Below are 13,887 nucleotides of genomic sequence, written 5' to 3' on the forward strand. Positions count from 1 at the left end.
TTGGGTCGTCCCCGCCCGTACCGCGTTCTAGTCCTCCGTCGGCACCCAGGACGGCTTGCGCTTGCCGACGAACGCGGCGATGCCCTCTTGGCCCTCGGGACCGCCGAAGTGGCGTGCGGACAGGGCCAGCATGTCGGCGAACACCTCGTCCAGGTCGTTCGACCTCGGCTCCTGGAGCATCCGCTTGGTGGCGGCCAGGGCGTTCGGCGCGCCCAGCGCCAGCATGTCGGTGTAGCGGGTGACCTCGGCGTCGAGGTCGTCGACGGGCACGGCGGAGTTGATCAGGCCGATGGCGACGGCCTTCGGTGCGGCGAACGTCTCGCCGGTCAGGAACAGTTCGTGCGCGCCACGCGGGAGCAGGCGGGGCAGCACGGTCACCGAGATGACGGCCGGCACGACGCCGATGCGGACCTCGCTGAACGCGAACGTGGCCGTGTCCACCGCGACCGCGATGTCGCACGCCGCCACGATGCCGACACCACCCGCGCGGGCCGGGCCGGCCAGCCGTGCGACGACGGGCTTCGGGCTGGTCCACAACTGCTGGAGGATCGCGGGGAACTCGTTGACCCCCTGCTTGTCGGCACTCGCGCCGCCCGCCTCCTTGAGGTCCATGCCCGAGCAGAACACCGGTCCGGTGTGGCTCAGCACGATCACGCGCACGGCGTCGTCGGCCGTCGCGGTCTTGAGGTGACCGGTCAGCTCGGCGCGCAGCTGTGCGGACAGGGCGTTGCGGTTGTGGGGGGAGTCCAGCGTGATCGTCGCGATGCCACGCCGCACCTCGTAGTGGACCAGCTCGTCTGCCATGGGTCGCACTCTACGATCCTCATCGGTTGACAGCGTGCTGTCAAAATGACAGGATACTGTCATGATGACGAAGACGGTCCACCTCGCTGTGTACGACACGCTGGCCGACTGGGAGTTCGGGTACGCGACGGCGCAGATCAACACCCCGCAGTTCCAGAAGGTGCCCGGCCTGTACCAGGTGCGGACCGTCGGCGCGACGCTCGACCCGGTGACGTCCATCGGTGGCCTGCGGATCACGCCGGACCTGGCGCTGGCCGACGTCGACCCGGCGGACAGCGCGATGCTGATCCTGCCCGGCGCGGGAACGTGGGAGAGCGGTGACAACGCGGTGTTCGCGGCGGCGGCGCGGCGGTGGCTGGACGCGGGCGTGCCGGTGGCGGCGATCTGCGGCGCGACGATCGGCCTGGCCGCCGAGGGCTTGTTGAACTCGCGGGTGCACGGTGGCAACGCGGTGGAGCAGTTGGCGGCGGTGCCGGGGTACACCGGTTCGGAGCTGTTCGGCTCGGAGCGCGCGGTGCGGGCCGATGGCTTGATCACGGCGGGTGCGGCGTCGGCGCTGGAGTTCGCGCGGGAGATCTTCGCGGAGCTGGACCTGTACGAGCCGGCCGTGCTGGAGGCGTGGTACGGGCTGTACCGGACGGGCGACCCGGCGTGGTTCGGCAAGCTCGTCGCCGCGGTGTCGTGAGCGAGGTCGAGCCCCGTACGGAGGCGGGGGACGTGCTGACCGAGGTCATCATGCGCACGTTCCGCCTCTACGGCGGCTTCCTGGAGGCCGCGGAGGTGATGACGAAACCGGTCGGCCTCACCGCCGCGTGGTGGCAGGTGCTCGGCGCCGTCCTCCGGCAGCCGTTGCCGGTGTCCGGCATCGCCCGGGAGATGAGCCTGACCAGGCAGAGCGTGCAGCGCATCGCCGACCTGCTGGTGGAGAAAGGTCTGGCCGAGTACCTGCCCAACCCGGCCCACAAACGCGCCAAGCTGTTCCGGCCGACGGCGGCCGGGTACGAGGCTGTTTCGCGGCTGGCGCAGGCCCAACACGCTTTCGCCAACCGGATCTCGGCCCAGGTGGACCTGGACGACCTGCGCACGACGCTCAAGGTGATGGAAAGCCTGGTGGTGGCCTTGGACGCGGAGGAACGGCCGGGTACCTGACCGTCGACCTGCCCGCGCCGGTGCCACCACCTACCGTGGCGGGCATGGATCTCGGTGAGACGTTCGCGTGGCAGGGCAGGCGAATCGCCTGGGGTAGTGCCGGTGCCGGGCCCGCGGTGGTCTTCTGCCACGGGACTCCGTGGTCGTCGTGGCTGTGGCGGCCGTTCGCGGAAGCGCTGAGCAGCGACTTCACCGTGTACCTGTGGGACATGCCCGGCTACGGCCGTTCGTCGAAGGACGCCCAGCACCCCGTCGACTTCGGCGTCCAGGCGGAGGCGTTCACGGCGCTGCTCGGGCACTGGGGCCTGGACCGGCCGCACGTCGTCGCGCACGACTACGGCGGCGCGGTCTCGCTCCGCGCGCACCTGGTGCACGAGGTGCCGTACGCGTCGCTGCTGCCGGCGGACGTCGTGGCGATCCCGCCGGCCGGATCGCCGTTCTTCCGGCTCGTCCAGCAGCACCCGGACGTGCTGGCCCGCGTGCCGCCGTACATCCACGAGGCGCTGGTCAAGGCGTACATCGGCAACGCGAGCCACCGCGGGCTGCGCGAGGACGACCTGGTCGAACTCGCGGCGCCGTGGCTCGACGAGGACGGCCAACCGGCGTTCTACCGGCAGATCGCCGCGTACGACGAGCGTTACCTCGCGGAGAACGAGGCGCTGCTGGACCGCGTCGACATCCCGGTGACCGTGCTCTGGGGCACCGAGGACACCTGGATACCGCTGACGACCGGCGAACGGCTCGCCGCCGACATCCCCGGTGCCACCCTCACCCGGATCGACCGGGCGGGACACCTGCTCCAGCTCGACGCGCCGGTGGCCGTGGCGGCGGAGCTGCGTTCGTGGCTGACGAGGGTCTCCCGCTAGCCGCGGTCGCGCCGTTCTGAGCGTTGAACTCGGGTGTTCCGAACGTAGGACACACGGGACGCGAACGTAGGACACGCGCGGTTCAGGCGTCGTAGCCGTGACGCAGCACCTCCCAGGTCAGTTGAGCGTCCTCCGCGCTCTCTCCGGCACCCGACCAGGCGGGATGGGCGGGATCGTCGAGGACTGCCGCTAGGCCGAGGTGACCCTCGGGTGGCTTTGGTCCGAGCGCTTCGAGGATCTCGCCGGGATCCTCGACCACGGAGGCCAGGAATGCGAGGTCGAGCAAGTGCCGCGAAAGGAAGGCCTCTGCCGGGCGTGAGCGCGCATGGGCGCCGTAGGCGGCTGTCTTGATCGCCAAAGCGCGTGCCAGGTCGGGCACCACGATTTCGGCTGTCCGCCCCCCGAAGGCTGCCTTGACGTGAAGAGAGCGGGCCACAACGTGTCGTCGTGCAGCTGTGGCAAGTCGGCTGAACCAAGCACTGGAAGGTCCGGCCACCTGTCGGAACTCATGCGCCGACAGGCTAGTCGACTCTTCTCAACAACTCGGCCGCAGCGCGGCGGGAACGGTCGTCACCGAGATCCAGCAGATCGGCTGCCGCGGTTGCGCGCGAGACCTTGACGTCGTCGGAGATCTGCGACACGAGTGCGGCCGGCAGACTGTCCGGCACGACGCGGATCACCACATCGGGTGAGGCCGATTGCCAGCCGATGCCCCTCATCGTCCGCAAGGTGTCGAAGGCTGCTGGAGCGAGGTACCACTCGTCAGGTTCACCGTCCGGCAGCACCAGGTTGGCACCGTGCAGCCGAGCGGCCCAAAGTCCGCCGACCGCGACGTTGGTCAGCGTCCGGACACGTTTCCGAGCGGCGCTGGGCATCCGCACCCGGTGCACCTGAGCCCGTCCGGCCAGTAGTCGAGGCCACTCCGCCAACGGTCGGCGGGCGTAACGCCAGGCCCGGACCAGTTCCGACGAGGACACCCAGAGTGGCTTCACGTCCGATACCAGCCACAACACCGCCCACGCCATCGAAGGCGACAGCGGACGTCCAGCCTTGGGCTTCACCACGGTCGCCCGACGCTCGACCGACTCGGAACGCACGAGCACATCGCGGCCGGGCTTGATCGCCTCGAGATCGCCGGATCGGACGAGGTCGCGGACCTGCTCAGGCGAGACCCCCAACCGGACCGCAGCCGTACGGACCGGTATCCAGTCTCGAAGCTCCCCTGTCATGACTGCCTCCTACCAGCGCAGATTTACACAATACCCCCTACAGTCGGGGGTATTGTGCAGCAACGACGCCGTTACGCGGAGGCGGCCAGGCCGGTGGTCAGGGTGGCGAAGTAGCGGTGGAGGATCAGTTCGGCTACTTCCGGGTCCGGGCCCAGGGGTGGGGCGATGATGGCCTCGGGGCCCGCCAGGCGGGTCACGCGGTCCGGGAGGAAGCCCGGGGCCAGGAACCACGACGCCACGGCGATGCGGCGGGCGCCGGCGGCACGCAAGCGCGCCACGGCGGTGGGGACGTCGGGCTGGGCGCTGGCGGCGAAGGCGGCTTCCACGCCGGCCCAGCCGGAACCGGCGGCCCAGCGGGCGGCGATGGACGACACCAGGGCGTTGGCCGGGGCGTGGGACGAGCCCGCGCCCGCCAGGATCACGCCCAACGTGCGGTCACGCGATCGAACGCCCACGGAGACCAGGCGGCGCAAGGCGGCCGACTCCAGGCGGGGATCAGGACCCAGCACGTCGGCAATGGTCACGTCCAGGCCGGGCAAGCGGGCATCGGTCACCGCACTCGGCACGTCCACCCGCGCGTGGAAAGCCTTGCCCAGCAGCAGAGGCACCACCACGGCCGAACGGTGACCGTCCGCGTACGCGCCCCGCAGCACGTCACCCAGCAGTGGCACGGAAAGGTCCAAAAAGGACCCACGGACGTCCAACGACGGCGCCAAAGCCCGCACGACGTCCAACAGCTCGTGCACCACCGCCGCCGACCGCGGGTCGCGGCTGCCGTGCGCCACGGCCACCAACGCGGTCACAGCGCACCGGTCAATCCGCGCGCCCGCAGCACCGCCCGCTCCAACGGCCGGAACACCAGCAGTTCGATCCCCACGCCGACCAGCAGGATCAGGAAGATCGCCGCGATCACCATCGAGATGTCGTTCAACGCCGACCCGTTGTGCAGGTACTGCCCCAACCCCTCACCGAGCTGCGGCGACGTGGCGATGATCTCCGCCGCCATCAGCGACCGCCACGAGAACGCCCACCCCTGCTTCAACCCCGCCAGGTACCCGGGCAGCGCGGCCGGCAGCAGGATGTGCCGAGCCGCCGCGAACCGACTGGCACCCAGGGCCTGACCGACCCGCGGCAGCAGCGGCGGGATCTGGTCGACGCCCGACACCAGGCCGTTCGCGATCGACGGCACCGAGCCCATCAGCACCACGAAGTAGATGGTCGCGGGCGTCGCGCCGAACCACAGGATGCCCGCCGGCACCCACGCCACCGACGGCAGCGACTGCAGGCCGGTCAGCAGCGACCCGATGGCCGCGCGCACCACGCGCACCTTGGCGATCAGCAACCCCAACGGGGTGGCGATCACCACGGCGGTGAGGAACCCGAGCACGGCCCGGCTGACCGACGTCCACAGCACCTCGAACGCCCGGCCGGTCTCGATCGCCTCGGCCACCGCCGCCCACACCGACCCGGGCGACGGCAGCTGGTACTCGGGCCAGAACGCCAACGCCCACAACGCCTGCCACACGCCCAACAACAGCGCGAACGCGATCAGCGGCGGCACGGCGGTGCGGACGAACCGCTTGCGGAACGACGGCCGCCGATCCTCCGACGGCGCGTCGAGCGCGTCCAGCCCGGCGCCGACCGCCGCGAGGTCCGTGTCAAGCTGCGGCATGACCGCTGATCACCTCTCGCAGGTGGGTCGTGATGTCCTCGATGACGGCGGGCTCGTCGCAGTCCACAGTGGACCACTGGCGCACCACGCGGCCGGGGCGCGAGGACAGCAGCACGACCCGCTGACCCAGCCGCACCGCCTCGCGCACGTCGTGCGTGACGAACACGATCGCCGTCCCCGTCTCCCGCCACACCCGAACCAGCTCGGCCTGCAGCACGTCGCGGGTGATGGCGTCCAGCGCGGCGAACGGCTCGTCCATCAGCAGCAGGCCGGGCGTGCCGTCCTCGGCGCTGCCCAGCGTGGACGCCAACGCCCGCGCCAACGCCACCCGCTGCCGCATGCCGCCGGACAGCTCGTGCGGGCGCTTGTGGCCCGCGCCGACCAGCCGCACGAGCGACAGCAGCTCACTGGCCTTCTCCCGGCGCGGCCCGCGCTTCAGCCCCGCCAGCCGCAACGGCAGCTCGACGTTGCGCGCCGCGGTCAGCCACGGCATCAGCGCGGCCTCCTGGAACATCACCGCGGGCCGTGACGTGGTCACCTCGATGCTCCCCGAGGTGGGCGCGTCCAGCCCGGCGACCAGGTTCAGCAAGGTCGACTTGCCGCAGCCGGACGCGCCCAGCAGGCACACGAACTCACCGGGAGCGACCGACAGGTCGACGCCGTCGAGCGCGACGACGCCGGTCGGACCGTGGCCGAAGACCTTCCGCACCCCGGACAAGGTCACCGCGGCGTCCACGGCCGTCGGGGTCTCAAGCGTGGCGGTCATGGCGTGCCTGCCTTCCTCGAGTCACTTCTCGTCCAGCCCGGCGGTGTCCACGGCCGGTTTGCCCGCCGCCGAGAGCACCTTGTTCAGCAGCGTGAAGTCGGCGAGCCCGGCCACGTTCGCGGCCTTCTTCGCCACCCCGGCGGTCACCGCGTCCTGCGCCAGGCGCGGGAAGCTGTCGACCTCGGGGTCCGCGGTCAGTTCGATGTCGTCGAACGCCCGGTCGAGCACGTCCTCGCCCAGCGCCTTGCCCGTGAGCCGCTGCAACGCCGCGTTGACGACCTGCTTGGCCTCGACCTCGTGGCGCGACGCGAAGTCGATGGCGGCGAGGTGGCCGCGCAGGAGCGCCTCGACGGTCCGCGGGTGCTCCTGGAGGAACTTCGTCCGGACGAGGACCACCGTGGTCGGGAACGTCCCGCCCGGCCACAGGGTCTTCTCGTCGACCAGCACCTTCGCGCCCGCTTCCAGCACCAGCCGCGACGACCACGGCTCCGGCACCCACGCGCCCTCGATGTCACCCCGCTTGAACAGGTCCAGCGCCTGCGCGTTGTCGATGTTGGTGACCTGCGCGTCGAGCCCGGCGTCGGCCAGCCACTTCTTCACCGCGATGTCCTGGGTGCTGCCGAGCTGCGGGCTGGCGACGACCTTGCCCGCGAGGTCGGCCGGTGAGCCGATCCCCGGCTTGACCACGAGCTGCGCGCCGCCCGACGCGGCGCCGGCGACCAGGCGGACCGCCTCGCCGTCGGACTTGGCGTGGGCGTTGATCGCCGGGCCGGTACCGATGAACGACACGTCCAGTGAGCTGCCCAGCAGCGCGTTCACCGCTTGTGGCCCGGCGTTGAAGGCCTGCGTGACGAGCTTGGTGCCACCCAGTTCCGCGGCGAAGTAGCCCTTGTCCACGCCGATCAGCGCGGCGGCGTGGGTGACGTTGGGCAGGTAGCCCAGGCGCACCTCCGCCGCGGCGCCCTTGTCCTGCGCCGGGGCGTCACCGCGGTCGATCCGCGAGCACCCGGCGAGTGCGGTCAGCACCACCAGGGACGTGACGAGGAAGCTGCGCTTGGCGCTCACTGCCGCGGACCTCTCTCACGGACCGGGGGAGACGAGGGCGTGGGAGTCCGACTGCACCGCGTCCTCCACGTCGTCCACTTCCGGCAGCGGCGCGCCCACGAGCCCGGCGGCGAGCGTGCTGCCGTCGGCGGCGTCGATGACCAGGAACGCGCCCGTGCGGCGGTCCTTGGTGTAGTCGTCCACCGGGATCGGCTCGGCGGTGCGCACCGCGACCTGGCCGATCTCGTTGAGGGTCAACGAGTCGGGGGCGTCGGTGCTGGCGAGCTTCTGCTCGTCGAACCGGGTGCGCAGCTCGGTGACGATCGCCTGCACGGTCCGCGTGCCGTGCTTGACCAGCACGCGGGCGCCCGGCGTCAGCGCCTTCTCCGACAGCCAGCACACGGTGGCGTCGAACTCGTCGGTCACCTTCGGCGGCTGCCCGGCGGTGGTGATCAGGTCACCGCGCGAGATGTCGAGGTCGTGCGCCAGCAGCAGCGTCACCGACTGGCCCGCGGCGGCTTCGGTCAACGGGCCGTCCGCGGTGTCGATGCCGGTGACCGTCGAACGCAGCCCGTTCGGCAGCACGGCGACCTCGTCACCGACCCGCACGGTGCCCGCCGCGACCTGGCCCGCGTAACCGCGGTAGTCCGGGTGCTCGGGGGTGCGCGGCCGGATCACGTACTGCACGGGGAAGCGGAACGGGGCGTCGTGGGCGTCCGGCTCCACCGGCACGGACTCCAGGTGCTCCAGCAGCGTCGGGCCGTCGTACCAGGGCGTCCGCGTCGAACGCTCCACCACGTTGTCGCCGGCCAGCGCGGACACCGGGATCTCCACCACGGCGTCCTCGGCGTACCCGAGCGCGGTGGCGTGCGCGGTGAACTCCTTGGCGATGCGGGAGAACGTGACCTCGTCGAAGTCCACCAGGTCGATCTTGTTGACCGCCAGGACCAGGCGCGGCACGCCCAGCAGTGCGAGCACCGCCGCGTGCCGCCGGGTCTGCTCGATGACGCCCTTGCGCGCGTCGACCAGCAGCACGCCCAGCTGGGCGGTGGACGCGCCGGTCACTGTGTTGCGGGTGTACTGCACGTGCCCGGGGGTGTCGGCCAGCACGAACGAGCGCTTCGGCGTGGCGAAGTACCGGTAGGCCACGTCGATGGTGATGCCCTGCTCGCGCTCCGAGCGCAGGCCGTCCACCAGCAGCGACAGGTCCGGCGTGGTCAGGCCGCGGTCGGCGCTGGCGCGGTGCACCGCGTCCAGCGTGTCGGCCAGCACCGACTTGGTGTCGTACAGCAACCTGCCGACCAGCGTGGACTTGCCGTCGTCCACGCTGCCCGCCGTCGCCAACCTCAACAGGTCGCTCATCTAGAAGTAGCCCTCCCGCTTGCGGTCTTCCATGGCGGCCTCGGACAGCCGGTCGTCCGCGCGGGTCGCGCCGCGCTCGGTGAGCCTGCTGGCCGCCACCTCGGCGATGACGGTCTCGATGTCGGCGGCATCGGATTCGACCGCGCCGGTGCACGACCCGTCGCCGACGGTGCGGTAGCGAACGGTCTTCTCGATCTTCTGCTCACCCTCGCGCGGACCGCCCCACGGGCCTTCCGCCAGCCACATGCCGTCGCGCAGGTACACCTCGCGCCGGTGGGCGTAGTAGATCGACGGCAGCTCGATGCCCTCGCGGGCGATGTAGTGCCACACGTCCAGCTCGGTCCAGTTGGACAGCGGGAACACGCGGACGTGCTCGCCAGGGCGGTGCCGGCCGTTGTAGAGGTTCCACAGCTCCGGGCGCTGCCGGCGCGGCTCCCACTGGCCGAACGCGTTGCGCAGGCTGAAGATCCGCTCCTTGGCGCGGGCCCGCTCCTCGTCCCGGCGGCCGCCGCCGAACACCGCGTCGAACTTGTGGTTGGTGATCGCGTCGAGCAGCGGCACGGTCTGCAACGGGTTGCGGGTGCCGTCGGGGCGCTCGGCCAGCCGACCGTCGTCGATGTAGTCCTGCACCTTGGCGACTTCCAGCCGCAGCCCGTGCTGGGCCACGACCTTGTCGCGGAACTCGATGACTTCCTCGAAGTTGTGCCCGGTGTCCACGTGCAGCAGCGGGAATGGCACCGGCGAGGGCCAGAACGCCTTCACCGCCAGGTGCAGCAGGAGGGTCGAGTCCTTGCCGCCGGAGAACAGGATCACCGGCCGGTCGAACTCGCCCGCCACCTCGCGGAAGATGTGGATCGCCTCGGACTCCAGGCGGCCCAACGTGTCCAGAGCTGTCGCGGTGGTCATCCGTGCAACCCGCATTCGGTCTTGGCCAGGCCCGCCCACCGGCCGCTGCGGGCGTCGGCGCCCGGCAGCGGCTTCGCGGTGCACGGCGCGCAGCCGATGGAGGGGTAACCCGCCTGCACCAAGGGGTTCTCGAGGATCCCGTGCTCGGCGATGTAGGTGTTGAACTGCTCGTCGGACCACGGCGCGATCGGGTTGACCTTCACCAGCCCGTTGCGCTCGTCCCACTGCACGATCGGCGTGTTCGCCCGGGTCGGCGCGTCCACGCGGCGCACGCCGGTGACCCACGCGTCGTAGTTCTTCAGGGTGCGCTGCAACGGGATGACCTTGCGCAGCCGGCAGCACTCGGTCGGGTCGGTCTGGTTCAGCAGACCGAACTGCGCCTCCTGGTCGGCCACCGACTGCTCGGCCGCGGCGTTGACGATGTGCACGTCCGGGTAGACCAGGTCGACGGCGTCCCGCGTGCCGATGGTCTCGGCGAAGTGGTAGCCGGTCTCCAGGAACAGCACGTCCACGTCCGGCTTGACCTTGGTCGCCAGGTCGATCAGGACGGCGTCCTGCATGTTCGACGCGACGATCCAGCTCTCGCCGAACGTGCGGGCGGTCCACGCGAGCGCCTCTTCGGCACTGGCATCCGCCAGTTCGACCGAAGCGGCTTCCGCGATCACCTTCAGTTCCTCGACCCTGGTGGGGGCGGTCATCGCTGCACCTCCTGAGGAAGGTTGAGACCAACGAACTTGACGGTGAACACGCGGCGACAGGAGGCGCACAGCCACGAGTAGCTCGGCTCCTCCTGCGGACGGAGGTCCTCGTCGCCGCAATACGGGCAGTAGAAGGGAGTCGCTCGTTCGCTCATTTCAGGTCCGCCTCGTCGGCGCGGGCGACCCACTGCGCGAACCGCTCGTCCGGCTCGCGCTTGGCCACGAAGTTGCGCACCACGCGCTCGACGTAGTCCGACAGCTCGGCGGCGGTGACCTTGTGGCCGCGCAGCTTGCGGCCGAAGCCGGCGTCCAGGCCGAGCCCGCCGCCCAGGTGCACCTGGAAGCCCTCGACCTGCTTGCCGTCGGCGTCGGTGACGATCTGGCCCTTGAGCCCGATGTCCGCGGTCTGGATGCGGGCGCACGAGTTCGGGCAGCCGTTGATGTGCACCGAGATCGGCTCCGTGACGCCCGCCACGACGTCGGCCAGCCGGGACTCCAGCGCCGACACCAGGTCCACCGCGCGCGCCTTGGTCTCGACGATCGCGAGCTTGCAGAACTCGATGCCGGTGCACGCCATCACGCCCCGCCGCCACGGCGACGGCTCGGTCTGCAGGCCCAGCTTCGCCAGGTCGGCCTGCAGGTTCTTCACCTCGGCCTCGGGCACGTCCAGCACCACGAGCTTCTGCTGCGGCGTCAACCGCACCCGGTTCGACCCGGCCCGCTCGACCACCTTGGCCACCTCGACCAGCGTGGAACCGGACACCCGGCCCGCGATCGGGGCCGCGCCGACGTAGAACAGGCCGTCCTTCTGCTTGTGCACGCCGATGTGGTCACGCGGGATCGCGGGGTTCTCCGGCGCCGGACCGTCGATCATCTTGCGCTTGAGGTACTCGTCCTCCAGGACCTGGCGGAACTTCTCCGGGCCCCAGTCGGCGACCAGGAACTTGATCCGCGCGCGGTGCCGCAGCCTGCGGTAGCCGTAGTCGCGGAAGACGCTGATCACGCCCTCCCACACGTCCGGCACCTCCTCGGACGGCACCCAGGCGCCCAGCCGCTTGCCGATCATCGGGTTGGTGGACAGGCCGCCACCGACCCACAGGTCGAAGCCGGGGCCGTGCTCGGGGTGGTCCACCCCGACGAACGCCACGTCGTGGATCTCGTGCGCCACGTCCGGCAGGCCCGAGATCGCCGTCTTGAACTTGCGCGGCAGGTTCGAGAAGCGCGGGTCGCCGATGTAGCGGCGCAGGATCTCGTCGATCGCGGGCGTGCCGTCGACCACCTCGTCCTCGGCGATGCCCGCCACCGGCGAGCCGAGCACCACGCGCGGGCTGTCGCCGCAGGCCTCCATCGTGGTCAGGCCCGCGTCCTCCAGCTTCCGCCAGATCGTCGGGACGTCCTCGATGCGGATCCAGTGGTACTGCACGTTCTGCCGGTCGGTGATGTCGGCCGTGTCACGCGCGTAGGTCTGGGACAGCTCGCCGATCAGCGCGAGCTGCTGCGTGGTGAGCCTGCCGCCGTCGATGCGGACGCGCAGCATGAAGTACTCGTCGTCCAGCTCCTCCGGCTCCAGCGTCGCCGTGCGGCCGCCGTCGATACCGGGCTTGCGCTGGGTGTAGAGGCCGTACCAGCGGAAACGGCCGCGCAGGTCGGCCGGGTCGATCGAGTCGAAGCCACCGTGGGCGTAGATGTTCTCGATCCGCGACCGGACGTTGAGCGGGTTGTCGTCCTTCTTGCTCCGCTCGTTCGGGTTCAGCGGCTCGCGGTAGCCCAGCGCCCACTGCCCCTCACCTCGGCGCTGCTTCGTGCGCTGAGGCGTCGTCGTCGGGGGGACCATCCTCGTCCTCCGGGGATTCGGGGCGCTGGTGCGCGTGCGAGTCCCGGTGGAGCTGTGGTGGGGGTCTCGTCAGCGCACCCGGCGCCGACGGGAACAAAAAGGCAGGCGCGGGTTATGCCGAACGACGGCACATCGCGCTGGAGACACGCCGGAAGTCGACGTGGCGGCGGACCACCAGGCGCACTCCGGTCGATGTCATGTCAGTCAGCGTGCCACGCGTCCAACTCGTGGTCCACCTGCATCCGCATCGTGGGACGGGGTTGCGTTGCTGGTAGATGGGACAATGGGTGACATGCCCTCCGCTCTGCCGATCGGTGAACCCGCGCCGCCCGACGGCTCACTGCCCACCTCCGCGCTCACCGGTCTGGGCGACCGCCCGTTCGGGGTCTACGTGCACGTGCCGTTCTGCGCGACCCGGTGCGGCTACTGCGACTTCAACACCTACACCGCCGGTGAGCTGGGCACTTCCGCGTCACCGGCGTCCTGGCTGGAGGGCCTGCGGCGGGAGTTGGACCTCGCCGCGTCCGTGTTGGGTGACCCACCGGCGGTGGACACGGTGTTCATCGGTGGTGGCACACCGTCGCTGCTCGGCGCTTCGGGGCTGGGCCAGGTGCTCGACGCGGTGCGGTCGTCGTTCGGCCTCGCGCCGGGCGCGGAGGTCACCACGGAGTCCAACCCGGAGTCCACGTCGCCGGAGTTCTTCTCAGCCATTCGTGACGCTGGTTACACCCGGGTGTCGCTCGGCATGCAGTCGGCCGCCCGGCACGTGCTGGCCGTGCTCGACCGCGTGCACACCCCGGGCCGCCCGGTGGCCGCCGCCCGCGAGGCGCGTGCGGCGGGCTTCGAGCACGTGAACCTCGACCTGATCTACGGCACGCCGGGGGAGACCGTCGCGGACCTGCAGTCGTCGCTGGACGCCGTGCACAGCGCGGGCGTGGACCACGTGTCGGCGTACGCGCTGATCGTGGAGGAGGGCACCGCCCTGGCCCGCCGGGTGCGTCGCGGCGAGCTGCCGATGCCCGACGACGACGTGCTGGCCGACAAGTACGAGCTGATCGACGCCGCCATGGCCGCACAGGGTCTGACCTGGTACGAGGTGTCGAACTGGGCCGCTTCGGCGGACGCCGCGTGCCGGCACAACCTGCTGTACTGGCAGGGCGCCGACTGGTGGGGCGCGGGCCCCGGCGCGCACAGCCACGTCGGCGGCGTGCGCTGGTGGAACGTCAAGCACCCGGCCAAGTACGCCGAACTGCTGGCCACCGGCACCTCACCCGCCGTCGGCCGCGAGATCCTCAGCGACGACGACCGCCGGGTCGAACGCGTCCTGCTGGAACTGCGCCTGGCCACCGGCCTCCCCCTGGACGTCCTAGACCCCGCCGCCCAAGCCGAAGCCAAAACCGCCGCCGCCGACGGCCTGCTGGACGCCACCGCCCTCGACCACGGCCGCTGCGTGCTCACCGACCGGGGCCGCCTGCTCGCCGACGCCGTCGTGCGCCGACTCACCTGATCACGCCGGCTCGAGGCTCGGCCTTGTCATCACGCGGACTCGCACAGCGT

Annotated in this window: 16 protein-coding genes; 4 read left to right on the forward strand and 12 right to left on the reverse strand. The window is 70.9% G+C overall.

The window, feature by feature from the left end; translation table 11 throughout:
• Window positions 1–27 precede the first annotated feature (27 nt).
• The gene (locus A6A25_RS14755; RefSeq protein ID WP_073889693.1) at window positions 28–804 is read right to left on the reverse strand and encodes an enoyl-CoA hydratase-related protein; all 777 of its coding nucleotides are present in this window, start codon (window positions 802–804) and stop codon (window positions 28–30) included.
• 64 nt (window positions 805–868) lie between these two features.
• Here A6A25_RS14755 and A6A25_RS14760 point away from each other — a divergent pair, with 64 nt between their 5' ends.
• Genes A6A25_RS14760 through A6A25_RS14770 form a run of 3 tightly spaced genes read left to right on the forward strand, consistent with a single transcriptional unit; the run spans window position 869 to window position 2,819 of the window.
• Window positions 869–1,489 (forward strand): DJ-1/PfpI family protein, encoded by a 621-nt coding sequence (locus A6A25_RS14760; RefSeq protein ID WP_241828682.1) that lies wholly within the window; start codon window positions 869–871, stop codon window positions 1,487–1,489.
• Complete coding sequence (locus tag A6A25_RS14765; RefSeq protein ID WP_241828688.1) at window positions 1,486–1,953, forward strand: MarR family winged helix-turn-helix transcriptional regulator; 468 nt, start codon at window positions 1,486–1,488, stop codon at window positions 1,951–1,953. Before A6A25_RS14760 ends, A6A25_RS14765 begins: the two co-directional genes overlap by 4 nt.
• Before the next feature lie 44 nt (window positions 1,954–1,997).
• A complete protein-coding gene (locus A6A25_RS14770) occupies window positions 1,998–2,819 on the forward strand; it encodes an alpha/beta fold hydrolase (protein WP_073889697.1) in 822 nt (273 codons plus the stop codon).
• Between the two features lie 82 nt (window positions 2,820–2,901).
• Here A6A25_RS14770 and A6A25_RS14775 read toward each other — a convergent pair whose 3' ends face one another.
• From A6A25_RS14775 to A6A25_RS14825, 11 genes are all read right to left on the reverse strand, one after another.
• Window positions 2,902–3,201 (reverse strand): hypothetical protein, encoded by a 300-nt coding sequence (locus A6A25_RS14775; protein ID WP_143193154.1) that lies wholly within the window; start codon window positions 3,199–3,201, stop codon window positions 2,902–2,904.
• A gap of 139 nt (window positions 3,202–3,340) precedes the next feature.
• Window positions 3,341–4,048: a helix-turn-helix domain-containing protein gene (locus tag A6A25_RS14780; RefSeq protein ID WP_143193155.1), complete on the reverse strand. Its 708-nt coding sequence runs from the start codon at window positions 4,046–4,048 to the stop codon at window positions 3,341–3,343.
• 71 nt (window positions 4,049–4,119) lie between these two features.
• Entirely contained in the window at window positions 4,120–4,851 is a 732-nt protein-coding gene (locus tag A6A25_RS14785) for a sirohydrochlorin chelatase (RefSeq protein WP_073889703.1), read from the reverse strand.
• Window positions 4,848–5,720, reverse strand: a complete 873-nt coding sequence (locus tag A6A25_RS14790) for an ABC transporter permease (RefSeq protein ID WP_073889705.1) — start codon at window positions 5,718–5,720, stop codon at window positions 4,848–4,850. Before A6A25_RS14790 ends, A6A25_RS14785 begins: the two co-directional genes overlap by 4 nt.
• Window positions 5,707–6,486 (reverse strand): ABC transporter ATP-binding protein, encoded by a 780-nt coding sequence (locus A6A25_RS14795; protein WP_073889707.1) that lies wholly within the window; start codon window positions 6,484–6,486, stop codon window positions 5,707–5,709. Before A6A25_RS14795 ends, A6A25_RS14790 begins: the two co-directional genes overlap by 14 nt.
• 21 nt (window positions 6,487–6,507) lie before the next feature.
• The gene (locus A6A25_RS14800; protein WP_073889709.1) at window positions 6,508–7,551 is read right to left on the reverse strand and encodes an ABC transporter substrate-binding protein; all 1,044 of its coding nucleotides are present in this window, start codon (window positions 7,549–7,551) and stop codon (window positions 6,508–6,510) included.
• Between the two features lie 15 nt (window positions 7,552–7,566).
• Entirely contained in the window at window positions 7,567–8,892 is a 1,326-nt protein-coding gene (locus tag A6A25_RS14805; protein ID WP_073889712.1) for a sulfate adenylyltransferase subunit 1, read from the reverse strand.
• Window positions 8,893–9,798, reverse strand: coding sequence for a sulfate adenylyltransferase subunit CysD (gene cysD, locus A6A25_RS14810; protein ID WP_241828693.1), 906 nt, complete (start codon window positions 9,796–9,798; stop codon window positions 8,893–8,895).
• Window positions 9,795–10,496 (reverse strand): phosphoadenylyl-sulfate reductase, encoded by a 702-nt coding sequence (locus A6A25_RS14815; protein ID WP_073889716.1) that lies wholly within the window; start codon window positions 10,494–10,496, stop codon window positions 9,795–9,797. Before A6A25_RS14815 ends, cysD begins: the two co-directional genes overlap by 4 nt.
• Entirely contained in the window at window positions 10,493–10,651 is a 159-nt protein-coding gene (locus tag A6A25_RS45480) for a hypothetical protein (RefSeq protein ID WP_015098919.1), read from the reverse strand. Before A6A25_RS45480 ends, A6A25_RS14815 begins: the two co-directional genes overlap by 4 nt.
• Window positions 10,648–12,330: a nitrite/sulfite reductase gene (locus A6A25_RS14825; protein WP_073889718.1), complete on the reverse strand. Its 1,683-nt coding sequence runs from the start codon at window positions 12,328–12,330 to the stop codon at window positions 10,648–10,650. Before A6A25_RS14825 ends, A6A25_RS45480 begins: the two co-directional genes overlap by 4 nt.
• A gap of 292 nt (window positions 12,331–12,622) precedes the next feature.
• Here A6A25_RS14825 and hemW point away from each other — a divergent pair, with 292 nt between their 5' ends.
• Window positions 12,623–13,837: a radical SAM family heme chaperone HemW gene (gene hemW / locus A6A25_RS14830; protein ID WP_073890110.1), complete on the forward strand. Its 1,215-nt coding sequence runs from the start codon at window positions 12,623–12,625 to the stop codon at window positions 13,835–13,837.
• The last annotated feature ends 50 nt before the right edge of the window (window positions 13,838–13,887 follow it).

Origin of the sequence: Saccharothrix sp. CB00851 (assembly GCF_001905065.1) — a bacterium.
In the GTDB taxonomy this organism is placed as follows: Bacteria; Actinomycetota; Actinomycetes; order Mycobacteriales; family Pseudonocardiaceae; genus Actinosynnema.